23 protein-coding genes and 5 tRNA genes are annotated in these 25,453 nt (G+C 41.4%); 21 read left to right on the plus strand and 7 right to left on the minus strand.

The genetic code is table 11. The annotated features are described in order from the left end of the window. Nucleotides 1–158 precede the first annotated feature (158 nt). The 6 genes from truA (at nucleotide 159) to purF (ending at nucleotide 6,028) form a co-directional block, all read left to right on the plus strand. Nucleotides 159–953 carry a tRNA pseudouridine(38-40) synthase TruA gene (gene truA / locus NDQ71_RS17530; RefSeq protein WP_064665888.1) on the plus strand — a complete coding sequence of 265 codons (795 nt, stop codon included), beginning with the start codon at nucleotides 159–161 and terminating at the stop codon, nucleotides 951–953. A gap of 160 nt (nucleotides 954–1,113) precedes the next feature. After that, nucleotides 1,114–1,989, plus strand: a complete 876-nt coding sequence (gene accD, locus NDQ71_RS17535; protein ID WP_064665889.1) for an acetyl-CoA carboxylase, carboxyltransferase subunit beta — start codon at nucleotides 1,114–1,116, stop codon at nucleotides 1,987–1,989. A gap of 25 nt (nucleotides 1,990–2,014) precedes the next feature. Beyond that, a complete protein-coding gene (gene folC / locus NDQ71_RS17540) occupies nucleotides 2,015–3,280 on the plus strand; it encodes a bifunctional tetrahydrofolate synthase/dihydrofolate synthase (protein WP_283710988.1) in 1,266 nt (421 codons plus the stop codon). Between the two features lie 11 nt (nucleotides 3,281–3,291). Further along, entirely contained in the window at nucleotides 3,292–3,927 is a 636-nt protein-coding gene (locus tag NDQ71_RS17545; protein ID WP_064665891.1) for an SPOR domain-containing protein, read from the plus strand. 61 nt (nucleotides 3,928–3,988) lie between these two features. Then, entirely contained in the window at nucleotides 3,989–4,483 is a 495-nt protein-coding gene (locus tag NDQ71_RS17550) for a CvpA family protein (RefSeq protein WP_016710222.1), read from the plus strand. Nucleotides 4,484–4,501: 18 nt separating this feature from the next. Next, complete coding sequence (gene purF, locus NDQ71_RS17555; RefSeq protein ID WP_064665892.1) at nucleotides 4,502–6,028, plus strand: amidophosphoribosyltransferase; 1,527 nt, start codon at nucleotides 4,502–4,504, stop codon at nucleotides 6,026–6,028. Between the two features lie 284 nt (nucleotides 6,029–6,312). Here the strand turns inward: purF and NDQ71_RS17560 are convergent, their stop codons facing one another. Beyond that, nucleotides 6,313–6,912 carry a Yip1 family protein gene (locus NDQ71_RS17560; RefSeq protein ID WP_301561947.1) on the minus strand — a complete coding sequence of 200 codons (600 nt, stop codon included), beginning with the start codon at nucleotides 6,910–6,912 and terminating at the stop codon, nucleotides 6,313–6,315. Between the two features lie 213 nt (nucleotides 6,913–7,125). On the opposite strand from NDQ71_RS17560, the gene miaE reads away from it, so the two are divergent. Then, nucleotides 7,126–7,902: a tRNA isopentenyl-2-thiomethyl-A-37 hydroxylase MiaE gene (miaE, locus tag NDQ71_RS17565; protein ID WP_283710986.1), complete on the plus strand. Its 777-nt coding sequence runs from the start codon at nucleotides 7,126–7,128 to the stop codon at nucleotides 7,900–7,902. A 3-nt stretch (nucleotides 7,903–7,905) separates the two neighbouring features. Here the strand turns inward: miaE and NDQ71_RS17570 are convergent, their stop codons facing one another. The 3 genes from NDQ71_RS17570 to NDQ71_RS17580 form a co-directional block, all read right to left on the minus strand. After that, the gene (locus NDQ71_RS17570; protein WP_301561948.1) at nucleotides 7,906–8,691 is read right to left on the minus strand and encodes an ABC transporter substrate-binding protein; all 786 of its coding nucleotides are present in this window, start codon (nucleotides 8,689–8,691) and stop codon (nucleotides 7,906–7,908) included. A gap of 47 nt (nucleotides 8,692–8,738) precedes the next feature. Then, on the minus strand, nucleotides 8,739–9,482 hold the full coding sequence (locus tag NDQ71_RS17575) for a UDP-2,3-diacylglucosamine diphosphatase (RefSeq protein ID WP_301561949.1): 744 nt from the start codon (nucleotides 9,480–9,482) through the stop codon (nucleotides 8,739–8,741). Nucleotides 9,483–9,570: 88 nt separating this feature from the next. Beyond that, a complete protein-coding gene (locus NDQ71_RS17580; protein WP_064665896.1) occupies nucleotides 9,571–10,062 on the minus strand; it encodes a peptidylprolyl isomerase in 492 nt (163 codons plus the stop codon). A gap of 150 nt (nucleotides 10,063–10,212) precedes the next feature. Between NDQ71_RS17580 and cysS the strand changes: the two genes are divergently transcribed. Both cysS and NDQ71_RS17590 read left to right on the plus strand, forming a co-directional pair. Beyond that, a complete protein-coding gene (gene cysS / locus NDQ71_RS17585; protein WP_192542961.1) occupies nucleotides 10,213–11,592 on the plus strand; it encodes a cysteine--tRNA ligase in 1,380 nt (459 codons plus the stop codon). 122 nt (nucleotides 11,593–11,714) lie between these two features. After that, nucleotides 11,715–12,605 carry a DMT family transporter gene (locus tag NDQ71_RS17590; protein ID WP_301561950.1) on the plus strand — a complete coding sequence of 297 codons (891 nt, stop codon included), beginning with the start codon at nucleotides 11,715–11,717 and terminating at the stop codon, nucleotides 12,603–12,605. 79 nt (nucleotides 12,606–12,684) lie between these two features. Here NDQ71_RS17590 and folD read toward each other — a convergent pair whose 3' ends face one another. Next, nucleotides 12,685–13,539: a bifunctional methylenetetrahydrofolate dehydrogenase/methenyltetrahydrofolate cyclohydrolase FolD gene (folD, locus tag NDQ71_RS17595; RefSeq protein ID WP_064665899.1), complete on the minus strand. Its 855-nt coding sequence runs from the start codon at nucleotides 13,537–13,539 to the stop codon at nucleotides 12,685–12,687. Nucleotides 13,540–13,887: 348 nt separating this feature from the next. On the opposite strand from folD, the gene NDQ71_RS17600 reads away from it, so the two are divergent. The 11 genes from NDQ71_RS17600 (at nucleotide 13,888) to ppiD (ending at nucleotide 23,588) form a co-directional block, all read left to right on the plus strand. After that, a tRNA-Pro gene (locus tag NDQ71_RS17600) sits at nucleotides 13,888–13,964 on the plus strand. Between the two features lie 131 nt (nucleotides 13,965–14,095). Beyond that, nucleotides 14,096–14,172: transfer RNA gene (locus NDQ71_RS17605), tRNA-Arg, on the plus strand. 24 nt (nucleotides 14,173–14,196) lie between these two features. Beyond that, nucleotides 14,197–14,272: transfer RNA gene (locus NDQ71_RS17610), tRNA-His, on the plus strand. Nucleotides 14,273–14,290: 18 nt separating this feature from the next. Continuing rightward, nucleotides 14,291–14,367, plus strand: a tRNA-Pro gene (locus tag NDQ71_RS17615). Nucleotides 14,368–14,437: 70 nt separating this feature from the next. Further along, nucleotides 14,438–14,514, plus strand: a tRNA-Pro gene (locus NDQ71_RS17620). A gap of 494 nt (nucleotides 14,515–15,008) precedes the next feature. Then, nucleotides 15,009–16,313, plus strand: a complete 1,305-nt coding sequence (gene tig / locus NDQ71_RS17625) for a trigger factor (RefSeq protein WP_064668128.1) — start codon at nucleotides 15,009–15,011, stop codon at nucleotides 16,311–16,313. A gap of 166 nt (nucleotides 16,314–16,479) precedes the next feature. Next, nucleotides 16,480–17,097: an ATP-dependent Clp endopeptidase proteolytic subunit ClpP gene (clpP, locus tag NDQ71_RS17630; RefSeq protein WP_192542201.1), complete on the plus strand. Its 618-nt coding sequence runs from the start codon at nucleotides 16,480–16,482 to the stop codon at nucleotides 17,095–17,097. Nucleotides 17,098–17,229: 132 nt separating this feature from the next. After that, nucleotides 17,230–18,513: an ATP-dependent protease ATP-binding subunit ClpX gene (gene clpX / locus NDQ71_RS17635; RefSeq protein ID WP_192542202.1), complete on the plus strand. Its 1,284-nt coding sequence runs from the start codon at nucleotides 17,230–17,232 to the stop codon at nucleotides 18,511–18,513. A 150-nt stretch (nucleotides 18,514–18,663) separates the two neighbouring features. Beyond that, the gene (lon, locus tag NDQ71_RS17640; RefSeq protein ID WP_301561951.1) at nucleotides 18,664–21,024 is read left to right on the plus strand and encodes an endopeptidase La; all 2,361 of its coding nucleotides are present in this window, start codon (nucleotides 18,664–18,666) and stop codon (nucleotides 21,022–21,024) included. A 185-nt stretch (nucleotides 21,025–21,209) separates the two neighbouring features. Next, nucleotides 21,210–21,512, plus strand: coding sequence for an HU family DNA-binding protein (locus NDQ71_RS17645; RefSeq protein ID WP_301562686.1), 303 nt, complete (start codon nucleotides 21,210–21,212; stop codon nucleotides 21,510–21,512). A 171-nt stretch (nucleotides 21,513–21,683) separates the two neighbouring features. Beyond that, a complete protein-coding gene (ppiD, locus tag NDQ71_RS17650) occupies nucleotides 21,684–23,588 on the plus strand; it encodes a peptidylprolyl isomerase (protein ID WP_301561952.1) in 1,905 nt (634 codons plus the stop codon). Between the two features lie 127 nt (nucleotides 23,589–23,715). Here ppiD and NDQ71_RS17655 read toward each other — a convergent pair whose 3' ends face one another. Together NDQ71_RS17655 and NDQ71_RS17660 are read right to left on the minus strand one after the other, a co-directional pair. Beyond that, complete coding sequence (locus NDQ71_RS17655) at nucleotides 23,716–23,976, minus strand: Txe/YoeB family addiction module toxin (RefSeq protein WP_192542205.1); 261 nt, start codon at nucleotides 23,974–23,976, stop codon at nucleotides 23,716–23,718. Further along, the gene (locus tag NDQ71_RS17660; protein ID WP_016710239.1) at nucleotides 23,973–24,224 is read right to left on the minus strand and encodes a type II toxin-antitoxin system Phd/YefM family antitoxin; all 252 of its coding nucleotides are present in this window, start codon (nucleotides 24,222–24,224) and stop codon (nucleotides 23,973–23,975) included. Before NDQ71_RS17660 ends, NDQ71_RS17655 begins: the two co-directional genes overlap by 4 nt. A 710-nt stretch (nucleotides 24,225–24,934) precedes the next feature. On the opposite strand from NDQ71_RS17660, the gene NDQ71_RS17665 reads away from it, so the two are divergent. Continuing rightward, nucleotides 24,935–25,453 (plus strand): hypothetical protein, encoded by a 519-nt coding sequence (locus tag NDQ71_RS17665; RefSeq protein ID WP_024606121.1) that lies wholly within the window; start codon nucleotides 24,935–24,937, stop codon nucleotides 25,451–25,453.

Genomic DNA, 25,453 nt, shown 5'->3' on the forward strand with positions numbered 1-25,453 from the left:
TTAAGAAAGGGATATAAACGTAAGTTTATATCCCTTTCTTATTTAGTCTTACCAGTATAAATAAGTCTCGAGGTGCTTATTTGTAGTGAGTTACTTTTATTAGATTGGCATATAGCATAAAATGCCCGTCCTTTAGCACAGTAGGTAAAGCAGTCATTATGCGAGTAGCACTTGGAGTTGAATACAACGGCGCCCGATACAGTGGTTGGCAGCGTCAATCACACGTTAATAGTGTACAACAAGAAGTAGAAACCGCGCTTTCGCGTATTTGTAATCACCCGGTTGAAATTGTTTGTGCGGGGCGTACAGATGCGGGTGTCCATGGTACTGGCCAAGTTGTGCATTTTGATACGCACGCTGAGCGCGATATGGTGGCATTTACTATGGGTATGAACACTTTGCTACCGAAAGATATTGCTATTCGCTACGCAAAACCGGTGGATGAAAATTTTCATGCTCGCTTTAGTGCTACAGCAAGGCGTTATCGCTACGTTATTTATAATAACTCCTTTCGAGGGGCGATATTGAGTGAGGGAGTGACACATTTTCATCACCCCCTTGATGAAACTAAAATGCAACAAGCATGTCAGTATTTAATTGGAGAACATGACTTTACGTCGTTTCGCGCATTACATTGCCAAGCGAATACAGCGACACGTACCATTCATCATTTATCGGTTGAGCGCCAAGGTAACTATGTGGTCATCGATATAAAAGCAAATGCATTTTTACACCATATGGTACGTAATATCACCGGTTGCTTAATGGATATCGGTTTACATAAGCAGCAACCAGTGTGGCTTAAAGAATTACTTGATTTAAAAGAGCGCGCTAAAGCCAGCGCTACAGCGAAGGCGGCAGGTTTATACTTAGTGGATGTAGATTATCCAGAGCAGTTTGAAATTCCATCAACACCACTAGGCCCTTTATTTTTAGCTGATACTGGAGTTTAATTGGCGATAATTTAAACGTATTTACACAGGCATTTCACTACTAAGACCAGTTTTTTATACCGTGAGTGTGTAATTCATGTTTTAATTGAAAAAATTTGTCTGCTAATTATTTTTTGGCAGGAACGCAGCAAAGCACAGAATAGTATTAAGAGAGTTGCAAATGAGTTGGTTAGAAAAAATCCTACCTAAAACAACAAAGTCTTCGGCTCGTAAAGAGATACCTGAAGGTGTTTGGGCGAAATGTACAGATTGTGATTCGATTTTATATAAAGCGGAATTAGAAAAATCACTTAACGTATGCCCTAAATGCAATCACCACATGCGTGTGAGTGGCCGTAAACGTCTTGAACATTTTTTGGATGATAATGATCGCCAAGAGCTTGGTGTACAACACGAACCAAAAGATATTTTAAAGTTTAAAGACTCAAAAAAATACTCAGACCGTATTGCCGCTGCACAAAAATCAAGTGGTGAAAAAGACGCATTAGTCGCGATGAAAGGGCGCTTAAAAGGTATCCCTGTTGCTGCTGTTGCCTTTGAATTCTCATTTATGGGGGGGTCAATGGCATCGGTTGTTGGCGCGCGCTTTGTTGATGCGGTTGATCAGTGTTTAGAGCATAATATGCCGCTGATTTGTTTTTCAGCATCTGGTGGTGCACGTATGCAAGAAGCGCTTATGTCACTGATGCAAATGGCTAAAACCAGTGCTGCACTTGCGAAAATGAGCGAAAAAGGTTTACCGTTTATTTCAGTAATGACTGACCCAACCATGGGCGGTGTATCTGCATCATTAGCAATGCTAGGCGATATTAACGTTGCCGAGCCAAAAGCCTTAATTGGCTTTGCGGGTCCGCGTGTTATTGAACAAACAGTGCGTGAAACCTTACCTGAAGGCTTCCAGCGCAGTGAGTTCCTACTAGAGCACGGTGCTATCGATATGATCATCGACCGTCGTGAAATGCGTGATACGCTTGCACGTATACTGGCTAAATTTATGAACTTGCCTTCTACGGAACAAGAGCATAGAGTAGCGTAAATTTCAGCTTTACTGATTACACGCTATGACCAAAAACATTCCTAGCCAATCATCAAGCCTTGATGATTGGCTTTGTTATTTAGAAAGTGTTCACCCTGCAAACATTGCTATGGGGCTAGAGCGCGTTGCCCATGTCGCAAATGCGATTGGCTTACTCGACACACCTAGCAAAATAATCCTCGTCGGTGGCACCAATGGCAAAGGTACTACAGCTCGTTGTTTAGAAATGCTGCTACTTGCCCAAGGTTATTCTGTAGGTACCTATGCATCACCTCATCTTATTCATTACAACGAACGCGTACGCGTAAATGGCGCAGAGCTTGATGACCAATTTCATGTTGATGCCTTTGATTTACTCGAGCAGGGCCGTGGTGACACGCCACTGACTTATTTTGAATATGGCACTTTAGGTGCATTGGCGATTTTTAAACGCCACAGTGTTGATTATGTGTTGTTAGAAGTGGGGCTTGGCGGGCGTTATGATGCAACCAACATCGTTACCCCATTTGCCAGTGTGATCACCACCATCGATTTAGATCATAAAGAATACCTTGGTGATACGCGGGAGCTTGTGGGTTATGATAAAGCTGGCATCTTTCGCACCGGTACCCCTGCTATTGTTGGCGATTTAAACATACCGCACACAGTGACTGATTACGGGCATGAGATTAATGCCGATATGTATTTATCAGGCCAGCAGTTTATTTTTGCAGAATATGAAGATACGTTTAGTTGGCAATATCAAGGGCATCAGCTTGAATTAGCTAAACCAGCTATTCCGTGTCAAAACGTGGCGACAGCGTTGACCACATTAGCGGTGTTAAACTTATTACCGGATGAGGCTGTGATCCGCGATTGTTTAACTAATTTAGTGGTTGAAGGGCGTTTTCAGCAACTAAGCAGTGAACCTATGGTCTATACTGACGTGGCGCACAACCCTGAATCTGCACGTTATTTAGCTAAAAAGTTAGCTCACCTGCAAGAACAAGGCTTTAAAGTTCATGCGTTAGTCGCTATGCTGGCTGATAAAGACAAAGTTGCGGTATTAAATGAAGTAAACTCAGTAGTCGATACCTGGTATTTAGCTGGGCTAAATTGTTTTCGTGGCGATAAAGTAGAGAACTTAGCTAAATCGATGGGTAGTGTGCAAACATCAGCGCCGATTGAGCAATATCAAAGTGTTGATGATGCGCTAGATACGGTATTGCCACAATTAGATGATAAATCGATACTGATTGTATTTGGCTCCTTTTTTACTGTTGCAGCTGCCATTAATTATTGGAAAAAATAGAGAGGAATCTGGTGAACTCAGGCTTTATAAATCGTTTAGTCGGCACAAGTATTGTGGTGATTGCAGCTATCGTGTTTATTCCTAATATTCTCGATGGCGAAAAAGTACATTACAAAGAGGGCTTTAAAGCCATTCCTGAACGTCCTGAGTTCAAAACTATCGACCTCCAAGATGCGATAGATGACCAAGTGGCCAACGCACAGCAGCCAAAAGAAGACGTTGAGGAAGATATTGCAGCAGATGATGAACAGCTCACAAGTGCTGCAGAGGTCGTTGTAGAATCAACGCCTGCTGAGCAGAAAGTTGTTGAAGCATCAACTAGTCAAGTTGCAGCCAAAGAGAAACCACAAGCCGTTGAGAAGCAACCAGAGCCAGCACGTAAGCCAGAAGAAAATTTATCTAAAATGGCCTATGTAATTCAGCTGGGAAGTTTTTCTCATGCAGCTAATGTTAAATCGTTACAGGCGAAACTCAGCGATAAAGGCTTTAAAACCTTTACTCGCCCAGTTAAAACACCCAATGGCACTTTAACCAAAGTTTTTGTGGGTCCGTCGCTTAATAAGGCAGAGCTTGAGAGCAAACTCCCTGAATTAAAAGCGCTTACTAAACTCAATGGTAAGGTTACCCAATTTGAAGTAACAAAATGATCTGGTATTTAGCGCCGACCTCTTATAGAATGCGCCCCAAATTAACGACTAGTTGGTTCATATGATCTGGGTTGATTACGCCATACTTGGCATTATTGCACTGTCTACTATTATCGGTTTAATTCGTGGCTTTATAAAAGAAGCAATGTCTTTGGCCGTGTGGGCTGGGGCATTTATCATCTCTAGTTTATTTTACCAATATTTAGCTTCCTTCCTAACCAGTATTTCGGAACCCCTTTTAAGAAATGCAGCGGCCATTGCCATATTATTCTTTGCGACGCTATTGTTAGGCGGATTGTTAAACTACCTACTAGGTGAGCTGGTACATCGTACTGGTCTATCTGGTACAGACCGTGTCTTTGGCATTGTCTTTGGTGCACTTCGTGGCGTGTTGGTCGTGAGCGCGTTACTCTTCTTTCTTGATGCTTTTACTGGTGCGCCTAATACGCACTGGTGGGGTAACTCTATTTTGATCCCAGAATTTGGCTTTGTTGTTGAGTGGTTTTTTTCATACCTCGAAAACAATTCAAGCTTTTTAAATTCGGTCAACCGTTAATCGGCGAGGAAAAATTTCATGTGTGGTATCGTTGGAATAGTCGGAACATCTCCTGTAAACCAGGCGATTTATGATGGCTTAACTGTTTTGCAACACCGTGGCCAAGATGCTGCGGGCATCATTACCATTGAAAACAACACCTTTAGTTTACGTAAAGCGAATGGCTTAGTGAAAGATGTATTTCACACCCGTCATATGAAGCGCTTACAAGGTACTATTGGTATCGGTCATGTACGCTACCCGACAGCAGGTTCATCTAGCTCGTCAGAAGCACAGCCGTTTTATGTTAACTCACCGTTCGGTATTGCTTTAGCACACAATGGTAACTTAACTAATGCAGAGCAGCTTAAAGAGCAATTGTTCTGTGAAGCGCGTCGCCACGTTAACACAACGTCAGATTCTGAAATTTTACTTAACATCATGGCGCATGAATTAAGTAAACCAAATAAATTAAAGCTTGACCCTGAAGATATTTTTAACGGCATTACTGAAGTTATCAATAAAGTTCAAGGTGGTTACGCAACTATTGCGATGGTTATTGGTCACGGTATTGTTGCGTTTCGTGATCCAAATGGCATTCGTCCATTAGTGTTTGGTAAGCGTGACACTGCGCATGGTACTGAGTACATGTTTGCCTCTGAAAGTGTGGCACTTAAAACCGACGGCTTTGAGTTTGTTCGCGATGTAGCCCCTGGTGAAGCAATTTATGTAACTGAAGCAGGTGAGTTTTATTCACAAGCCTGTGCAGATAAAGCGTCTTACTCACCGTGTATTTTCGAGTTTGTGTATTTTGCACGTCCGGATTCAAACATTGACCGTATGTCTGTGTATGCGACTCGCGTTAATATGGGTACCAAACTAGGTGAAAAAATTGCACGTGAATGGGCTGATAAAGACATTGATGTGGTTATTCCAATTCCTGAAACATCATGCGATGTCGCATTGGAAATTGCCCGCGTACTTGATTTACCATATCGTCAAGGCTTTGTTAAAAACCGTTACATTGGTCGCACGTTTATCATGCCTGGCCAAGAAATGCGTAAAAAGTCAGTGCGTCAAAAGCTTAATGCGATTGACCGCGAGTTCAAAGGTAAAAACGTATTATTAGTGGATGACTCAATTGTACGCGGTACTACCTCTGCTCAAATCGTTGAAATGGCCCGTGAGTCTGGCGCTAAAAATGTTTATTTTGCTTCAGCTGCACCAGAAATTCGCTTCCCGAATGTTTATGGTATAGATATGCCATCAGCTGCGGAGTTGATTGCTCATGGTCGCGAAGTTGAAGACATTAATGCAAGCATTGGTGCTGATGGTTTGATCTTTCAATCATTGCCTGATTTGATTGCTGCGGTATCGCAAGAAAACCCAGAGATCACACGCTTTGAAACGTCAGTATTTGACGGCCAGTATATTACCGGCGGCATTGACCAAGATTATTTAAATCGCATTGAACAACTACGCAATGACTCAGCAAAAAGTAGCCGTGAAAGTGCAATGTCTTCTGGTTTAGAGTTACATAACCAAGAAGAAAATGGTTCGGATTAACGCATTCGTTAAACTCTAAACATAAAAAAAGGAGCTAAATTAAGCTCCTTTTTTGTGAAGGAAAGAAAATAATAACACTACTTTTTACTACATTTTACAGCTACTAACATGAAACTAGGAATTATACCAATCGTGTTAAGTTACTGACCATTTATAGCGACAGATAAATGGAGTGATAACAAGGCATAAATTTCGACATGTAGTTGTTCTACTTGAGAAATTTATAACACAGTTAGCGCTTTATTTAGCTCGCTAGAATGGTTAAATATTTAAGCCGATTGGTATTATGTAAAGCTAGGACTTACAATACCATTGGTCCACAATATGGCGGTGACCGCTAAAATAATCACCAACAAAATCAATCCACAGGTTACCACCGAACTTGCATAAATGAAGCCGCGCTCCTGTGGTATATGCATTAAAATTGGCACTCCCGTATACAATAAGTAAACTGAATAAGCTAAGGCAACCATACCTACGCAAACTACAAACCATAACTCTGGCCAAAATGCCGCCAGTGCTGACATAAATACCGGCGTTGAGGTGTAAGCAGCAAGCTCTAACGTTTGGGTAAAGGTAGGTTTAGCACCAAATGTCACCGCCATCCAATGCGCTAAATAAGCCAGTGCAAATACACCGACAATTAAAGCCGCATACATCGCTGCAGCAATTAATATTGCACTATCATGAGTTAAAAATACTGGATTACCAGCCCCGATGCTCCAGCCTAAATAAACGGACGAATAATAGCCCATTGCTGAAGGGAATAACGCGATAAGTAAAATATGTGAAAGGCTATAAGTTAAGCTTTCGTGACGGTTATCAATTGTTTGCCACTCTTCGAGTGGGTGAGCATAGATGCCCCATAAATGGTTTAGTATCATAGTGTGTGCCCCATAAAAGGAAGTAGACGCTGTTTTATTTTTATACAGCTTGTATTAAGTTATGGTTCAGTAATAGGGGCTTGTCAAGCAACAGTAATCTGAAAAGTACATAGGCATAATAATATTAAAAAATTTAGCTTGGTTTTATTCTCTCGATGGTTTCGTGGTAAAATAATCGCTCTATGAATTTAATTTTAATGAGCAGCCTAACTCGTGCCATACAGCCAACTTTTACAACCAATTAATGAGTTTCTTATTTGCGAAACGCCTCAAGCATGGATTGAGGAAGCCGTTAAAAAGGAAAACCTCGCGGTTATTTTAATTGATCATCTGATTTGTGAGCTTAAGGCCGCGCAGTCGGCAATGTTTTTGATTCGTAAATATGCCGTTGATAAAGACAGTAGTGATGCTTTGCTTGAGTGGCTTAAGCCATTTGAAACACTTATTTATAAGCGGGAAGGGAATTGGCGCGATCTTGCGGCGAAAAATAGACTGACTAAAGCCGTGATCCCCAAGTCTGATTCCGCTTATGGGCAAGATTTGGTTGATAAGATGGTGATGCTGATCAAAGAAGAGTTGCACCATTTTTATCAAGTATTAGAGATCATGGACGAATATGGGATTGAGTATCAAAGTATTACCCCATGTCGTTACGCTAAAGGCATGTTACGCCACGTAAAAACCTATGAGCCTGATGCACTAGTAGATAAGCTCATAGTGGGTGCTTACATCGAGGCGCGTTCGTGTGAACGTTTTGCAAAGCTTGCTCCCCATGTAGATAAACGTTTGGGGGATTTTTATATCTCATTATTACGCTCAGAGGCGCGCCATTTCCAAGACTATCTAACGCTTGCTCAAGAAATTGCTGGTTTTGATATTAGTGAGCGAGTGACGTTTTTTGGCGATATTGAAGCTGAATTGATTGCTACACCAGACACCGATTTTAAGTTCCACTCAGGTGCACCTTGCAGCAATGCACAATATAAATAATGCTCAACGCTTTAAAAACTCTAGGTATTGCTCAGTTTTCGCCTCTGAAAAACCGTGACGGAGTAAAACACTAGCAGCTTCGCCATTATTAATAATAGCCGTTAGGCCTGATTCAAGTTGCGAAAGGCGTTGTTCACTGTTTGCTGAAGATCTAGAAAAAACAATGTAAAGATGATGATAAGCTAAGTGTGGCTCTATGTACTCAATTTCAGCGGCTGTATCGGATTGCAAAATAGAATGATTTTTTAGCCAGTACTCGCCGACTTCCTTGGTACCGGCCACCAAATCTACACGGCCAAGCTGAAGCACCCTGAGACTACTAACTAAATCTTTACTTTCTGTGGTAGTTAAATTGCGTTGCTTACTAAACTCATCACCAACAATATAGTCACTGCCTTTACTAATATTGTAATCTTCTAATGAGGCTAAGCTACCATCGTAGCTTATATGAGTGTTTTTCCGCTTAAATAAACCAGTAAACGAATGCGCTAATGGTCGAGAGTAGAGAAATATTTGCTCTCGTTCAGTGCTAAAGTAAGCACCTAAAACTGCAGTGCGTTTATTTTTTTCAACTAGCTTTATAGCTCGGGCCCAGGTCGTAAACTCAATGCTTGCGGTAATATTTTGACTGGCTAATGCGGTAACGGTGAGATCAGCTAACAAACCCTGCTGTGGCAGTTGTTCAGCAAAGTAAGGTGGAAAGGGCTCAGTGACAAAAAGCCACTCTTCTTGGCTGTAAGTATGGTGTGTGAAACAGAGCCAGAATAGTAAAAAACAACGTTTAATCATAGCGGCCAACATTAAAAGCTATTAATACCTAGAGGGTAGTCAAAATTTTAAGCTTGTGCGAATGGCTCGTTTATTAAATTTTGTGCTTGAGCTGTTACCACTAAGTATGAGCCTTGCGTATACCAATCACCAAGCACTGTGCGAGTGAGTGTTTGATCATTAATTTGATAATGATGAACATCGGGTCTGTGGGTATGTCCGTGGATCATATTAGTTACTTGATGTTTGGCAAAAACATCAAGCACCGCCTGCTCGGTGACATCTAAAATCTCTAACGCTTTGCCAGCTTGGTTCATCTTTGATTTTTCTCGGGCGTTTTGCGCTACTTTACGACGATACCACAGCGGCATAGCCAGCATGAGGCGAGGCCACCACCAACCGCGAGCTTTCTTGCGAAACTTTTGATACTCAATATCTTGAGTACACATTTCATCGCCATGTAAAATAACGGTTGGCGTGCCGTATAAATCAATCACCACCTGCTCTGGTAATAAAGTCATGCCTGCTTGTTTGGCGTATTTATCGCGCATAATGAAATCACGGTTACCGTGAACAAAATAAATCGGTGTGCCATTGTCTCGCACTGCTTTTAAATGTTTTGCAACCTCAGTTGAAAGCTCAGTCACGTAGTCATCGCCTACCCACACTTCAAAGAAGTCACCTAAGATATAAAGCGCATCGACATCTTGATCAATAATGTGGGCATCTAAAAATTGAAAAAATGCCGCGGTAATATCAGGGCGGTTTTCACTTAAATGAAGATCGGCAATAAAGTATGTTTGGCGAGTCATAGGTAAGTCTTTTAAAAATAAATAAAGCGGGCATATACGCATAGCATAAATACCCGCTAAAACGCCACGTTACGTGGGTAAGCCTAACTTAGTTTACAGTGACGCTTTTGATGATAACGTCATCAAGTGGTACATCTTGATGAAAGCCTGTGCTGCCAGTAGCAACGGCTTTAATTTTCTCAACTACGTCCATACCTTCAACAACTTCGGCAAATACGCAGTAACCCCAGCCTTGTGAAGTTTCACTGCTGAAGTTTAAGAAGTCGTTGTCATTCACGTTAATGAAAAACTGTGCAGTTGCTGAATGTGGATCTGGCGTACGTGCCATTGCCAGTGTGCCTTTTTTGTTTGCAAGACCATTGTTTGCTTCATTTTCAATAGGATCATGCACTTCTTTTTGCGTCATACCAGGCTCAAAACCGCCGCCTTGTACCATGAAGCCGTCAATTACGCGGTGGAAAATAGTGCCGTCATAAAAACCTGCATTTGCATACTGTAAAAAGTTTTTAACTGTGTTTGGCGCTTCGGTTTTGTGCATGTTAATGGTGATGTCACCAAAATTTGTGTGTAGAACAACCATGAGGTTTCCTATTAGCTGAATTAATTGCCGCTATTTTATCTTAGTTAGCTAAGATTAACAAAGTGCTTATTCAATTGATAAAGCGCTAGAGCAGGGGCTTTTCAAGTGTTAACATAGTGATTCAAGCAAACAGTCAAGGACTTATAGTAAATGGTAAATATATACAACACACTCACGCGTCAAAAAGAGCAATTTAAACCTATGGTCGACGGTAAAATCGACATGTATGTGTGTGGTATCACCATTTATGATTATTGCCACATTGGTCATGCACGTACATTTGTAAGTTTTGACGTGATTGTACGTTACCTTCGTCATATTGGTTATGATCTAAAGTATGTACGTAATATCACCGATGTAGACGATAAAATCATCAAACGAGCTAATGAAAATGGCGAGGCGATCAACGATTTAACCGTACGTATGACTAAAGCAATGCATGAAGATTTTGATAATCTCAATATGCTTCGTCCTGATGTTGAACCGACAGTGACAGGCCACATGGATGAAATTATCGAAATGGTTGAACGCCTTGTTACTAAAGGCCATGCCTATGTAGCCGCTGATGGCGATGTGTTGTTTGACGTATCTACATTTGAGCAATACGGTGCGCTTTCTCAACAAGACCTAACTATGCTGCAAGCGGGCTCGCGTGTTGAAGTGGCTCAAGACAAAGATGATCCGCTTGATTTTGTATTGTGGAAAAAAGCCAAAGCGGGTGAGCCATCGTGGTCTTCTCCTTGGGGCGAAGGTCGCCCTGGTTGGCATATCGAATGTTCGGCAATGAGTTCAAAGCATCTTGGAGAGCATTTTGATATTCACGGTGGTGGTTCAGACTTACAGTTTCCACACCATGAAAATGAAATTGCGCAATCATGCTGTGCAAATAACGGTAAGTATGTAAATACCTGGATCCACACAGGTATGGTGCAGGTAAATAAAGAAAAAATGTCTAAATCATTAGATAACTTTTTTACCGTGCGCGATGTGCTTAAAGAGTATGATGCTGAATCAGTACGCTACTTTTTGATCTCAGGTCATTACCGTAGCCAATTAAACTATTCGCAAGAGAATTTAGATCAGGCCCGTTCTTCACTTGAACGTATTTATACTGCACTGCGTGGTGTTGAACCTGTCGCGTGTGAGCTTGACGGCAACGACTACGTGGCTAAGTTTAGAAAAGCCATGAACGATGATTTTAATACGCCTGAAGCATTACCTGTGTTGTTTGAATTAGCCAAAGAGCTGAACCGTGTAAAAGACACTGATGCAGAGCATGCAAGTAAATTAGCATTTATACTGCGCAGCCTTGGTGAAGTACTAGGGGTTGCACAACAAGCACCAGAGGCCTTCTTACAAGGCGGCCAAGCAGATGACGAAGTGGCAGAAATTGAAGCATTAATCGTTAAGCGTAATGAAGCGCGAACAAGTAAAGACTGGGCTGCCGCCGACGAAGCACGTGACGCACTTAATGCATTAGGTGTAGTGCTTGAAGACTCTGCCGGTAAAACAACCTGGCGTAAAGCGTAAGTCTATTCGTTAAAAAAGTTAAAAAAGGTTGCCAGATTGGCGACCTTTTTATTTTTTGTATATTGACCTCAACTTAGCTTGAGGTTTTATATTTGCATTTCTTAATTTATTAAAGGAATGAAATGAATATTCTTCTTGCTATGATCCCCGCATTTCTATGGGGTACCACCTATGCGGTAACAAAATATGCAACACCAGATTGGCCGCCCGTTTTACTCGGTGCAATACGGGCATTACCCGCTGGTTTACTATTATTACTTATCAAGCCAACTTGGCCAAAATGTAACCAATGGCGAGGTTTGATATTATTAGCTTTAGTCAATATCGCTTTATTTTTTAGTTTTATTTTTGTGATGGCGATTAATTTACCTGCTGCAATTGCTGGGGTGGGTATGGTATCAGTGCCTGTTGTTGCTTTATTGTATGCATGGTTGTTTAAAGGACAACGGCCTGCGCTATTACAATCCATGTGTGCGTTAACATTAGTTTATTTGGCGTGGCGGCTATTCGACCCACAGCACGTTGCAGTCAATATGTTAGGTATTGCTGCGTTGATAGGGGCATTATTAACAATAGTGATTGGCAGTACTTTGGTACAAAAGATCACCACACACATTCATTGGTGGACAGTACTAACTTGGCAACTCATTCTAGGTGGTGGAGTGTTGCTAATTGCCGCAGCAATGCAAGCGCTCTATATTGAGCCACAAGCTTACCAAGTTCTTGCTAAAGCGTTTACACCAAGCCAATGGTTTGTACTTTTTTGGTTGGTAGTGCCCAATACGGCGATAGCCTATACACTTTATGTTTGGCTGCTTGGGCGAATGACGGTGGTTGAATTTACATTCGGTACAATCGCCAACCCAATTGCAGGGATCATGTGCGCTGTGGTGCTACTGGGCGAGCAATATCAACCGTGGCAGTACATGCTTATGGCATTAATGATTTTCTTCTCTGTACTACCGCAATTGTTAAAACTAACACGGCGCCAGCGCTCAGCTAAAATAGCCTAACAATGCTGTTTTTCTTAACAACAAAGGGTTGCTGATCAGCAACCCTTTTAATATTAATAGAAGCAAAAATTAATGGCTTTTAGCTATGATACTTTTCACAGGCTTCAAGGGTATTTTCAATTAAGCTGGCAACAGTCATTGGGCCTACACCACCTGGCACAGGGGTTATAAAGTGTGCTTTTTGTTCTGCGATACCATATTCAACGTCACCCACCAATTTACCGGTATCTAAGCGGTTGATACCTACATCTATTACAATTGCGCCTTCTTTAACCCAATCACCAGGGATAAACTCAGGCTTACCTACCGCAACAACAAGTAAATCCGCACGACGAACATGGGTTTCTAAATCTTGGGTAAACTTATGACACACCGTGGTAGTACAACCTGCAAGCAATAACTCAAGGGCCATAGGGCGACCAACAATATTTGATGCACCAACCACAACAGCATGCATACCTTTGTATTTTACGCCGGTTGAATCCAGTAATGTAATGATCCCTTTTGGTGTGCAAGGGCGAAGGGCTGGCATACGCTGCGCGAGGCGACCAATATTATATGGGTGAAAACCGTCAACGTCTTTGAGTGGAGTAATACGCTCAAGAATTTTCTCAGCATCAAGGCCTGCAGGTAAAGGCAGTTGAACTAAAATCCCATCAACTTGTTGGTCAACGTTTAGCTCATCGATTAAATCTAATAATGTCTGTTCACTTGTATCTATAGGTAAATCAAATGATTTTGATACAAAACCAACTTCTTCACAGGCTTTACGTTTAGAACCTACGTATACTTGGCTTGCAGGATCTTGCCCTACAAGTACTACTGCAAGTCCTGGCGCGCGTAGACCATTTGCAACACGTTCAGTTACTCGTTGTGCTACTGCACTGCGTACTTGTTTAGCTATTGCCTTACCATCGATGATGTTTGCCGTCATGGGTGACCTTTAATTGGGGTTAGTTAACTTAATACCGATACTTTAAAAAAACGAATGCATACAAAAATAGGGGTAATCATGCTAATAAAGACCGTGTTCTTTATTACTCGTTTTTAAACTGCCCACTATTTTCGCAGAAAAGCGTTAAAGCGCCAAGTTGCTTTTCTGATATAGCCGCTAATTCTATAAAAGAGTTGAAATTTTAGCTTGTTTTTACATTATTTAGCCATTATGAACTAAAAATGACCGATTGATTTATTTTCTTAAAAAAAGGTTTGACCTGACTCGGTCAAATCACTATTATGCACCCCGTTGTCAACGAGGTCACTCGCAGGCAATAGTAAGCATCGGCGATTAGCGCAGTTTGGTAGCGCACTTGGTTTGGGTCCAAGGGGTCGCAGGTTCAAATCCTGCATCGCCGACCACTTTCTTAATTATTAATAATAGTGATAGTTGGTTTGGGTATATCTCATGCAGTCTCAGGTTTAAATCTGAAACGCTAGCCACTTTTTTAATTAAAAAGAGAAGCTTATTGGTTCGCTATGAAGTTTTCGATGCGCCCATAGCTCAGCTGGATAGAGCAACGCCCTTCTAAGGCGTCGGTCGAAGGTTCGAATCCTTCTGGGTGCGCCATTTTGAAAACATGTAAATATAGTGGTGGTTGTAGCTCAGTTGGTAGAGCCCCGGATTGTGATTCCGGTTGTCGTGGGTTCGAGCCCCATCAGTCACCCCATTTACAAAAAAAGAATATCGGCGATTAGCGCAGTTTGGTAGCGCACTTGGTTTGGGTCCAAGGGGTCGCAGGTTCAAATCCTGCATCGCCGACCACTTTCTCAAAAGTGGTCTTAAAATCAAAATTTAAGTATTCAATAGAAATATGAAGTTTAGTCTTCAATATCGGCGATTAGCGCAGTTTGGTAGCGCACTTGGTTTGGGTCCAAGGGGTCGCAGGTTCAAATCCTGCATCGCCGACCACTTTCTCAGCATCTAATAAGTAACATCTAACATCTAATATCTATAAAGATTGTTTATTAACTCAAAGTTTCATTATTCTTTTCCTGATAGCTGATAGCTGATAGCTGATAGCTGATAGCTGATAGCTGATAGCTGATAGCTGATAGCTGATAGCTGATAGCTGATAGCTGATAGCTGATAGCTGATAGCTGATAGCTGATAGCTGATAGCTGATAGCTGATAGCTGATAGCGCCTACTTTTCACCCAGTCAACTGCTATAATCCGTGATCTGACCAAATAATTGCCCCCTACACTCGACTATCATAAATATTAGGTTATAATGCCGCGTCTATTGTTTAACATAGTGCCCGAAGGGCAGAGCAGCATTGGTATCTTATAGTGAATATGGCGTAGAAAAGTTGTTTAAATGACTTCAAACGTACCAAACCGCATAGTGATCACCGTGTTTGTAAGGAAGGCGAACAGTCGCCAAAATTGAAGATTGAGGTATATCATGCAAGTTTCTGTTGAGACGACTCAAGGCCTTGAGCGCCGTCTGACCATCACCGTTCCTGCAGAGAACGTTGAGACCGAAGTAAAAAAACGCTTACAACAACTGTCTAAAACCCAGCGTATTGATGGTTTCCGTCCTGGTAAAGTACCAACGTCTGTAATCAACAAGCGTTACGGTGGCGCAGTGCGTCAAGAAGTTGCAGGTGAATTAATGCAACGTAACTTCTACGAAGCAATCGTAGCTGAGAAAATTAACCCAGCTGGTGCACCTACATTCGCTCCTAAAGCGCTTGAAGCAGGTAAAGATTTAGAATTCGCTGCAACATTTGAAGTGTACCCTGAAGTTGAAGTTCAAGGTTTAGATAAGATCGCTGTTGAAAAACCAGCGGTATCAGTGACTGACGAAGATTTAGCAAACATGCTAGAAACACTTCGTAAGCAACATGCATCATGGGCTGAAGTTGACACAGCTGCTGGCGAGAAAGACCGTGTAACGGTTGATTTCGTAGGTACTATCGACGGTGAAGTATTCGAAGGCGGAAAAGCTGAAGATTTCCCATTAGAACTTGGCCAAGGTCGTATGATCCCAGGTTTTGAAGATAACATCGTAGGTAAAAAAGCAGGCGAAGAAGTTGTTTCTGACGTAACTTTCCCTGAAGATTACCACGCTGAAAACCTTAAAGGCAAAGCAGCTCAATTCACAATCACTGTGAAGAAAGTTGAAGCGCAAGAGCTACCTGAATTAAGCGAAGAGTTCGCAACTAAATTTGGCGTAACTGAAGGCGGCGTTGACGCACTTAAAGAAGAAGTTAAAAAGAACATGACACGTGAACTTGACCAAGCGGTTAAAGCGAACGTGAAAGACCAAGCAATCAAAGGTCTTTTAGCTAACAACGAAATCGACGTGCCTAAAGCGCTAGTAGATCAAGAAATTGATGCACTACGTCAGCAAGCTGCACAACGTTTTGGTGGCGACGCTAAAAACATGCCTGAGCTTCCAGCTGAATTGTTCCATGAGCAAGCGGTTACTCGCGTTAAAACTGGCCTTTTATTAGGTGAAGTAATTAAAGCGAACGAGCTTAAAGTTGACGAGTCAAAAGTTGAAGCGTTAATCGCAACAGTAGCTTCTGCATACGAAGATCCAACTGAAGTAGTAGAATACTACAAAGCAAATGATCAACTTATGCAGCAGATGCGTAATGTAGCAATGGAAGAGCAAGCTGTTGAAGCTATTTTAGCTAAAGCGAATGTAACTGACGTTGAAAAAGCATTTGATGACATCATGAATCCGCAGCAAGGTGCTTAATAAGTCATTGACTTAAGTCCTCGCTAACGATTAAATGGCTCGTGTTACTCTGTATTATGCAGTGTGCCCGAGCCATTTTAGTTTGTGGCCTTCAATTTTGCTAAAAAGATAACTATGCTTCCTTATAAATAAGGATAAGTATAAGCGCATAAGGAATAAAATAAATATGAACACTGGTATTACAGATCCTCTCAATGCATTAGTACCTATGGTTGTTGAACAAACAGCGAAAGGCGAGCGCTCGTATGATATTTATTCGAGACTATTAAAAGAGCGAATCATATTCTTAACGGGTCAAGTTGAAGACAACATGGCCAATCTAATTCTAGCGCAAATGCTATTTTTAGAATCAGAAAACCCAGAGAAAGATATTTTCTTGTATATCAATTCACCAGGTGGTTCTGTTACTGCAGGTATGGCAATTTACGACACCATGAATTTCATTAAACCAGACGTAAGCACCATTTGTGTTGGCCAAGCGGCTAGCATGGGCGCATTTTTGCTATCTGGTGGTGCTAAAGGTAAACGTTATTGCTTACCTAATTCACGAGTAATGATCCACCAACCATTAGGTGGATTCCAAGGTCAAGCGTCTGACTTTGAAATACATGCCAAAGAAATCCTGTCTATTAAAGACAAGTTAAATCGTTTAATGGCTGAACACACAGGCCAACCGCTGGATGTGATCTCTCACGATACAGATCGCGATAACTTTATGACAGCAAGTCAAGCAGTTGACTACGGCCTAGTGGATGAGGTATTTACCAGCAGAGCAGGTAAATAATCCCCTTAAGCTGGTGACTATGTCGCCAGCTAAGCCTTTACTATGCGAAAAGCATTTTTTTTTGGTATAGTTAAGCGTATTGAAATAGCTGCTGAGTAGTTTGGCAGCCAACGTATAAGATGAGGTAGCTGAATGTCTGACACTCCTACAGACGGCGACAAAAGTAATAAATTGTTATACTGCTCTTTTTGTGGCAAAAGCCAGCATGAAGTTCGTAAATTAATTGCAGGTCCTTCAGTATACATTTGTGATGAATGTGTTGAGCTGTGTAACGACATTATCAGGGAAGAAATCAAAGACATTGCGCCTAAGCACAATACCTCTGATAAACTACCTGCACCAAAAGAAATTCGTAATCATTTAGATGATTATGTTATTGGTCAAGATCACGCTAAAAAAGTACTTTCTGTAGCGGTTTACAATCATTATAAACGCTTACGTAACCAAACTGGTAAAACAGATATCGAGTTAGGTAAAAGTAATATCCTCCTAATTGGCCCAACGGGCAGTGGTAAAACACTTTTAGCAGAGACATTAGCGCGCTTACTAGATGTGCCATTTACTATGGCTGATGCAACTACATTAACTGAAGCAGGTTATGTAGGTGAAGATGTTGAAAACATCATCCAAAAGCTATTGCAAAAATGTGACTACGACGTAGAGAAAGCACAGCGTGGTATTGTTTACATCGATGAGATTGATAAGATTTCACGTAAATCAGATAACCCATCAATCACCCGTGACGTTTCAGGTGAAGGTGTGCAACAAGCACTTCTTAAATTGATTGAAGGGACTGTGGCATCAGTGCCACCACAAGGCGGACGTAAGCACCCACAACAAGAATTTTTACAGGTAGATACCTCTAAAATCTTATTTATCTGTGGCGGTGCATTCTCAGGTCTTGATAAAGTAATTGAACAACGTAGCCACAAAAATACCGGTATTGGTTTTGGTGTGAACGTAAAAGAGTCTGCGGCGAGCCGTTCTTTAAGTGAAACGTTTAAAGATGTAGAGCCAGAAGATTTAGTAAAATATGGTTTGATCCCTGAGTTTATTGGTCGTCTACCAGTAGTGGCTACCTTAACTGAATTAGATGAAGCAGCTTTAGTGCAAATTTTAAATGAGCCTAAAAACGCCCTGACAAAACAGTACGGTGCATTATTTGGTATGGAAGACGTTGAGCTTGAATTCCGTGATGACGCACTGCGTGCTATCGCTCATAAAGCGATGGAGCGTAAAACAGGTGCTCGTGGTCTTCGTTCAATCGTTGAAGCGGTCCTACTCGATACTATGTACGAACTACCTTCAATGGAAAGCGTCAGTAAAGTCGTGATTGATGAAACCGTGATCAAAGGCGAATCAGATCCAATTTTGATTTATCAAAGTGCCAGCCAAGATAAAGCGGCATCTGAGTAAAATTTACTCATTTTGATAATAAAAAGGAGCCTAGTGCTCCTTTTTTTATAATTTATTTAATCCAGTTACGTTAAATTGTTGAACTTTACTTAGGTTATCCCCATATACTTGAGTAATCTTTAAAATAAATGAAGAGCGAAGAGAAAAATAATGACGCTTGAGAGAACAGATCGAGTCGAAATCCCGGTGCTGGCACTGCGCGATGTCGTGGTATATCCGCATATGGTGATCCCGCTTTTTGTAGGCCGTGAAAAATCAATTAAATGCCTTGAAGCGGCAATGGATAAAGACAAACAAATTTTCCTTGTTGCGCAAAAAGACGCGACCGTGGATGAGCCTGAGCAAGATGATATTTATCGTGTGGGCACCATAGCCACCGTTTTACAATTGCTTAAATTACCTGACGGCACAGTTAAAGTATTGGTTGAAGGCACGCAACGCGCAAAACTAGAAAGCTTTATCGATAATGAAGACTTTTTTGTTGCTAATGCCCAGTTTATTGGTTCGGAAGAAATCGATGAGCAAGAGCAAGATGTGTTTATTCGCAGTGCTATTAGCCAGTTTGAAGGTTATGTAAAGCTTAACAAAAAGATTCCACCTGAGGTATTAACCTCGGTTAGTGGCATTGATGAAGCGCCGCGTCTTGCTGATACTATGGCAGCGCACATGCCATTGAAAGTGCCTGAAAAACAAAAAGTACTCGAAATCACCAATGTTACAGAGCGCCTAGAATACTTAATGGCGTTGATGGAAGGTGAAATCGATTTACTGCAAGTTGAGAAAAAAATTCGTACCCGCGTTAAAAAGCAAATGGAAAAATCGCAGCGCGAGTATTACCTCAATGAGCAAATGAAAGCGATTCAAAAAGAACTTGGCGAACTTGACGATGTACCTGACGAATTCGAAGCACTGAAAAAGCGTATCGAAGAATCGGGCATGAGCAGTGATGCACAAGAGAAAGCTAATTCCGAGCTTGCAAAGCTTAAAATGATGTCGCCGATGTCGGCAGAAGCCACCGTAGTGCGTTCATACATTGACACATTAATTAATGTGCCATGGAAAAAACGCTCGAAAGTGAAAAAAGACTTAGCGGGCGCACAAAAGATTTTAGATAGCGACCATCACGGTCTTGATAAAGTCAAAGAACGCATTATTGAATACCTCGCCGTGCAACAGCGTACCAATAAACTTAAAGGGCCTATTTTATGCCTTGTTGGTCCGCCTGGGGTAGGTAAAACATCACTAGGTCAATCGATTGCTCGCTCAACAGGGCGTAAGTATATTCGTATGGCCCTAGGTGGTGTGCGTGATGAAGCGGAGATTCGTGGTCACCGTCGTACTTACATTGGCTCAATGCCAGGTAAGCTGATTCAAAATATGAGTAAAGTGGGCGTTAAAAACCCTTTATTCTTGTTAGATGAAATCGACAAAATGTCATCTGATATGCGTGGCGATCCTGCATCGGCATTACTTGAAGTACTTGATCCAGAGCAAAATAGTCATTTTGCGGACCACTACTTAGAAGTTGATTATGACTTATCTGATGTTATGTTTGTGGCAACCTCAAACAGCTTTAATATTCCAGGTCCGTTATTGGATCGTATGGAAGTCATCCGCCTATCGGGTTATACCGAAGATGAGAAGCTTAATATTGCTAAAGAACATTTAATTGTTAAACAAGTTAAACGCAATGGCTTAAAAGACGGCGAACTGATCCTTGAAGACAGCGCAATTATCGGCATTATTCGCTATTACACCCGTGAAGCGGGCGTGCGTAATTTAGAGCGTGAAATTTCTAAATTATGCCGTAAAGCGGTGAAAAATATCTTGCTTGAAAAAGGCACACAAACCGTCACTATCAATGCTGATAACCTTGAAGAGTTTTTAGGTGTACAACGCTATGATTACGGTAAAGCTGAAGATGGCGACCGTATTGGCCAAGTAACTGGCCTTGCATGGACAGAAGTGGGCGGTGACTTACTGACCATCGAATGTGCTGCAGTACCAGGTAAAGGCAAGCTAAGTTACACCGGTTCACTGGGTGATGTGATGCAAGAGTCGATTCAAGCAGCTATGACAGTTGTGCGAAATCGTGCTGATGCATTTCGTATCAACAGTGATTTTTACGAAAAACGTGATATCCACGTACACGTACCAGAGGGTGCAACGCCAAAAGATGGCCCAAGTGCCGGTGCGGCGATGGTTACAGGTTTAGTGTCAAGCTTAACCGGTAATCCTGTACGAGCTGATGTGGCGATGACGGGTGAAATCACATTACGTGGTGAAGTTTTACCAATTGGTGGCTTAAAAGAAAAGTTACTAGCTGCTCACCGTGGTGGTATTAAAACGGTTATTATTCCAAAAATTAACGAACGTGACTTAAAAGAGATCCCTGACAATGTATTGGCAGGACTTGATATTCATCCAGTTACGTGGATTGATGAGGTTTTAAAACTGGCTTTAGTACACCCAGTTGAGAGTTTTTCGGTCGAAACACCTAAAAACCAGTAAAAAAGCGAAAAAAAGTGCTTTAAAGGGCTTTTCAAATCGAGATGATATGATAAGTTAAGCACTGGTTTTCAAGCCTAGGCCTTATGTGGCCTAGGCTTAAGAAAAATTACAATCATATGAGCATGAAAAAGTTTGCTCTAAAATTTTCAAAATAGTGATGTTAGTTTAAAAAACAATCGCTCTTGATAATAACAATGAAAGAGGATGATATTGTGAATAAATCTCAATTAATCGATCAAATCGCAGCTGATGCTGACATTTCTAAAGCGGCTGCGGGTCGTGCACTTGATTCATTCATCGAGGCTGTTTCTGGCGCTCTTAAAGATGGCGATTCAGTAGCACTTGTTGGTTTTGGTACTTTCTCAGTACGTGAGCGTGCTGCACGTTCTGGCCGTAACCCACAAACTGGCGAGACAATTCAAATCGCTGCAGCGACTATCCCAGCTTTTAAAGCGGGCAAAGCGCTTAAAGACGCATGTAATAGCTAATCACTGCTCTTTAGTGAGTTAGTTTTGGCAGTGTAAGAAGTTAATCGCTTTTACAGCTTAATTAACTATCTTTCTCGCCAACTGCTTCAAGTGAAAAAGCGTATCTGGTAAGATACGCTTTTTTTACATAAGCAAGGCGATTTCTGCCTCGAATAGAATAGAGATAAATAAATGCTTGAGAAAATCAGAGAAGGTTCGCAAGGACCGGTAGCTAAAGTTATTTTAGGCGCGGTGATTTTATCTTTTGCCTTAGCAGGGATCGGTGGTTATTTAGGTCAAACCACAGAGCAGCCCGTAGCTGAAGTAAATGGAGTTAAAATTAGCCAAACCGAATTTAGCCGTGCGTTCCAAAACGAACGTGCACGTTTAGAGCAACAATTTGGCGAATACTTTGCACAAATTGCAGCTGATCCAAATTACATGGCACAAATTCGTCAAGGCGTTGTTGACCGTCTAGTACAACAAGAATTGCAAACACAACTAGCGGCAGAACTTGGTTTACGTGTTAGTGACGACAGTGTTAAAAAAGCGATTTTAGGATTGCCATACTTCCAAATTGGCGGCCAGTTCAACAACGATCGTTACTTACAAGTCATTCGCCAAATGAACTTCCAGCCAGATGCATTTCGTGAATATTTACGCGAAGAAATGACCCGTAGTCAGCTAATTTCAGCCGTTGCAGGTACTGACTTTGCCTTAAATAGTGAACTGGCCAGTGCTGTAGCACTACAACAACAAACACGTAGTATTGATTATGTTGTGATCAGTAAAGAATCGTTACAAGAAAATGTCGCTGTAAGCGAGCAAGAAATTGCCGATTACTATGACTTGAATACATCACAATTTTTAGCGCCAGAGCAAGTATCAGTAAGCTACATTGATTTAAATGCAGCTAACCTAACACTTGATAGCAATGTAAGCGAAGCAGACGTTAAAGCGTATTACGAGCAAAATAGCGCGCAATACATTGAACCAGAAAAACGCCGTGTAGCGCATATCTTAGTTGATAACAGCGAAGACGATGATGCCGCCAAAGCAAAAGCAGAAGACTTATTAGCACAACTACAGCAAGGTGCTGACTTTGCTGCATTAGCTGAATCATCATCTGATGATATCGTTAGTGCTGAAATGGGCGGTGATTTAGATTGGATCGAACGCGACATGATGGACCCTGCGTTTGAAGATGCGGCATTCGCATTAGCAAACAAAGGCGATTATTCAGATGTAGTACAATCTGAGTTTGGTTACCACATCATTCAGTTAACTGATATTCAAAGTGAACAGGTTAAAGCTTATGACGCTGTTAAAGCTGATTTACGAACTGAACTTGAGCGCACTGCAAAAGTAAATGCATTCTATGAAAAGCAAACAGAAATGGGCGCTATTGCATTTGAAATTTCAGATACCTTAGTTGATGCTGCAGAAGTTGCCGGTGTTGAAGTACAAACGACAGAACTTGTAGACCGTAATGCTTTACCAGCACCGCTTAATACACCAGCGGTAATCGCTGCTATCTTCTCGCCAGATGTGCTTGAAGATAAAATGAACTCAGAAGTTATCGAAGTGGGCGATGAGCATGTGGTATTAGTGCGTGTTAAAGAGCACAAACCAGCTGCAACCAAAGCACTTGCTGATGTATCTGAGCAAATTAAAGCACGCTTAGTAAGCCAAAAAGCATCAGAACTTGCTAAAGAAAAAGCAACAACACTGTATGCAGAAGTTGAAGCAGGCAAGAGCTTAAATGACCTAGTAACTGAGCAAGGCTTAGAACTACGTCAAGAAGCAGCACTGACTCGCCAAGCTTACACAGTATCGCCTGCTATCGTGCAACACGCCTTTAAAATGGCTCATCCAACTGATACAGCAGTGGTTGAAAAAGTTGAATTAAACAACGGTGATGCAGCAATTGTAGCCTTAAAAGCCGTGACTAACGCCACTGTTGAAGGTGAAATTGAAGCGCAACTTAAGCAAAATATTACCATGGCCCAAGTTAACAAAAACTACATGGTATTCATTGAAGCTTTAAAAGCAAACGCAGAATTAAACTTACCTAAGGCGCCAACCGCCACTGAGTAATAGTTAATTAAGCAAACCTAAAAAAGCGCCGAATGGCGCTTTTTTTTGTGGGTGCATTAAAAGGGGCTAGGCGCTAGGGGATTGGCTTGTAGGCGCGAGTTTACCTCGCGCAATGATTGTAATTTTTTTAAGTACTGTAGTGATATCTTAATTGCGCGATTAAAAGTGTATCGTCTTGGTACTTGTATACGATTCTATGCTCATCATTTATGCGGCGAGACCAATACCCAGATAAACCATGTTTTAATGGCTCAGGCTTACCTAACCCTTCATGTGGGCTGCGTTGAATATCTTTAATTAATAAATTTATACGTTTCAGTACTTTTTTATCATGGCCTTGCCAATAAAGGTATTCTTGCCACGCATGAGTAGAAAAGGTTAATTTCACTCAATTAACTCTCTTTGCGTGCCTTCACCTTGCTCAAGCTCGGCAATTGACTCCAAAAGCTTGCGGGCATTTGCAGGGGATCTAAGTAAATAAGTGGTTTCTTGCATGGCGTTATAATCTTCTAACGACATCATCACCACCGGACTTTCACTCTTGCGGGTAATAATAATCGGCGCATGATCATCGCACACCTGCGCCATGGTACTCGCTAAATTAGCGCGAGCAGCAGTATAACTAATAGCATCCATAACAACTCCAAAATGTTCATGTACATTAATTTGTACAGTATAGCCTATGCACAAATAATAAGTCACTTTAAATTAAGACACAGGAGTTAGGTTAAAGGTTAAAGGTTGAAGGCGCTAGGTAACTAGGGGCTAGGGGAGTGTGGCTTGTAGGCTCGAATTTACTTCGCGCTGCTACGCGCAGGTTGGGTAGAGTGAAACGAAACCCAAGGAAAAAACACCCTGTCAGTCTGGATCTAGGTACTGCATTATCGAGTGTTTTTATTTTCTGAATTTTGGCAAAGCCAATTAAGTGATTTATTCACAAAGAGGTTAAGAGACGCTGCGCTTATGAGAGAATATTAAAAACATCAATAATTGAGGTGGAAATTAAACCGAATAGTGTTATGAGACGACTATCAGCGTAACTCGTTTCTGCCCCATTGCGAGTTAACGACAAAGCTCTATGGGAGGCTTTGAGTGAAGCTGACGTTCATCCTTATTTATATTTCCATAATCCTTAAATTTCTTCCACAGTCAGGAAAACGAGCCAATAGGTCATGTTCGTCGTGACCACATTTAGAGCAATATGCTGGTAATTACTTCCTAACTTTGCTATCAATAGCCATAGGACAAACGAGACAGATTACGGTAGAAAAACTACCTAATCGCTCGATATTAAATTGTTAGCATGCAAATCGAGTTCAATCATAACTTAGAGCAAAGGAAATAATGTGTTAAGCACACTTGCCAAAATTTTACTTACTAGCACAGCAATAGCTCCTGTAGGCTTTACTTATGCGTGGGTAGCTTGGTTTAATGACGAAAAAACATTTGCTAGCTTGGCTATTGCTGCTTCATTATTCCTAGTACTGGTTTGCATCTGGATGCTTCGCTATGCCAAAAAGAACCTAGAGCGGTTCAATTTTTCTGTAGCGACTGTTGAAGCTGCTGATCGCGAAAATATGGGCTTTCTTCTTTTATATTTACTACCGCTTTTTACCGCAAGTTTCACGGCATTAAACTGGACAGTCTGGGTTCCAACATTATTAATATTTGCCGTGATAACCAGTACTGGGTATAGCTATCACTTCAACCCTCTTCTAGGCATCATGAAATGGCACTTTTATAAAGTAGGTACACCAGAGGGTGTAACTTACGTACTCATAACAAAAAAAGAACTTAGGCATGCTAGCCAACCCTTAACAGTGGCTCAGCTAACAGAATATATAGTTATCGATGTAGAGGAATAA

Origin of the sequence: Pseudoalteromonas sp. KG3 (assembly GCF_030436385.1) — a bacterium.
Classification (GTDB): Bacteria; Pseudomonadota; Gammaproteobacteria; order Enterobacterales; family Alteromonadaceae; genus Pseudoalteromonas; species Pseudoalteromonas prydzensis.

What these genes read in the sequence shown, in the direction of transcription:
- truA (WP_064665888.1), top strand. Translation starts at nt 159, where the DNA reads ATGCGAGTAGCACTTGGAGTTGAATACAACGGCGCCCGATACAGTGGT.
- accD (WP_064665889.1), top strand. Translation starts at nt 1,114, where the DNA reads ATGAGTTGGTTAGAAAAAATCCTACCTAAAACAACAAAGTCTTCGGCT.
- folC (WP_283710988.1), top strand. Translation starts at nt 2,015, where the DNA reads ATGACCAAAAACATTCCTAGCCAATCATCAAGCCTTGATGATTGGCTT.
- NDQ71_RS17550 (WP_016710222.1), top strand. Translation starts at nt 3,989, where the DNA reads ATGATCTGGGTTGATTACGCCATACTTGGCATTATTGCACTGTCTACT.
- purF (WP_064665892.1), top strand. Translation starts at nt 4,502, where the DNA reads ATGTGTGGTATCGTTGGAATAGTCGGAACATCTCCTGTAAACCAGGCG.
- NDQ71_RS17560 (WP_301561947.1), bottom strand. Translation starts at nt 6,912, where the DNA reads ATGATACTAAACCATTTATGGGGCATCTATGCTCACCCACTCGAAGAG.
- NDQ71_RS17570 (WP_301561948.1), bottom strand. Translation starts at nt 8,691, where the DNA reads ATGATTAAACGTTGTTTTTTACTATTCTGGCTCTGTTTCACACACCAT.
- NDQ71_RS17575 (WP_301561949.1), bottom strand. Translation starts at nt 9,482, where the DNA reads ATGACTCGCCAAACATACTTTATTGCCGATCTTCATTTAAGTGAAAAC.
- NDQ71_RS17580 (WP_064665896.1), bottom strand. Translation starts at nt 10,062, where the DNA reads ATGGTTGTTCTACACACAAATTTTGGTGACATCACCATTAACATGCAC.
- cysS (WP_192542961.1), top strand. Translation starts at nt 10,213, where the DNA reads ATGGTAAATATATACAACACACTCACGCGTCAAAAAGAGCAATTTAAA.
- NDQ71_RS17590 (WP_301561950.1), top strand. Translation starts at nt 11,715, where the DNA reads ATGAATATTCTTCTTGCTATGATCCCCGCATTTCTATGGGGTACCACC.
- folD (WP_064665899.1), bottom strand. Translation starts at nt 13,539, where the DNA reads ATGACGGCAAACATCATCGATGGTAAGGCAATAGCTAAACAAGTACGC.
- tig (WP_064668128.1), top strand. Translation starts at nt 15,009, where the DNA reads ATGCAAGTTTCTGTTGAGACGACTCAAGGCCTTGAGCGCCGTCTGACC.
- clpP (WP_192542201.1), top strand. Translation starts at nt 16,480, where the DNA reads ATGAACACTGGTATTACAGATCCTCTCAATGCATTAGTACCTATGGTT.
- clpX (WP_192542202.1), top strand. Translation starts at nt 17,230, where the DNA reads ATGTCTGACACTCCTACAGACGGCGACAAAAGTAATAAATTGTTATAC.
- lon (WP_301561951.1), top strand. Translation starts at nt 18,664, where the DNA reads ATGACGCTTGAGAGAACAGATCGAGTCGAAATCCCGGTGCTGGCACTG.
- ppiD (WP_301561952.1), top strand. Translation starts at nt 21,684, where the DNA reads ATGCTTGAGAAAATCAGAGAAGGTTCGCAAGGACCGGTAGCTAAAGTT.
- NDQ71_RS17660 (WP_016710239.1), bottom strand. Translation starts at nt 24,224, where the DNA reads ATGGATGCTATTAGTTATACTGCTGCTCGCGCTAATTTAGCGAGTACC.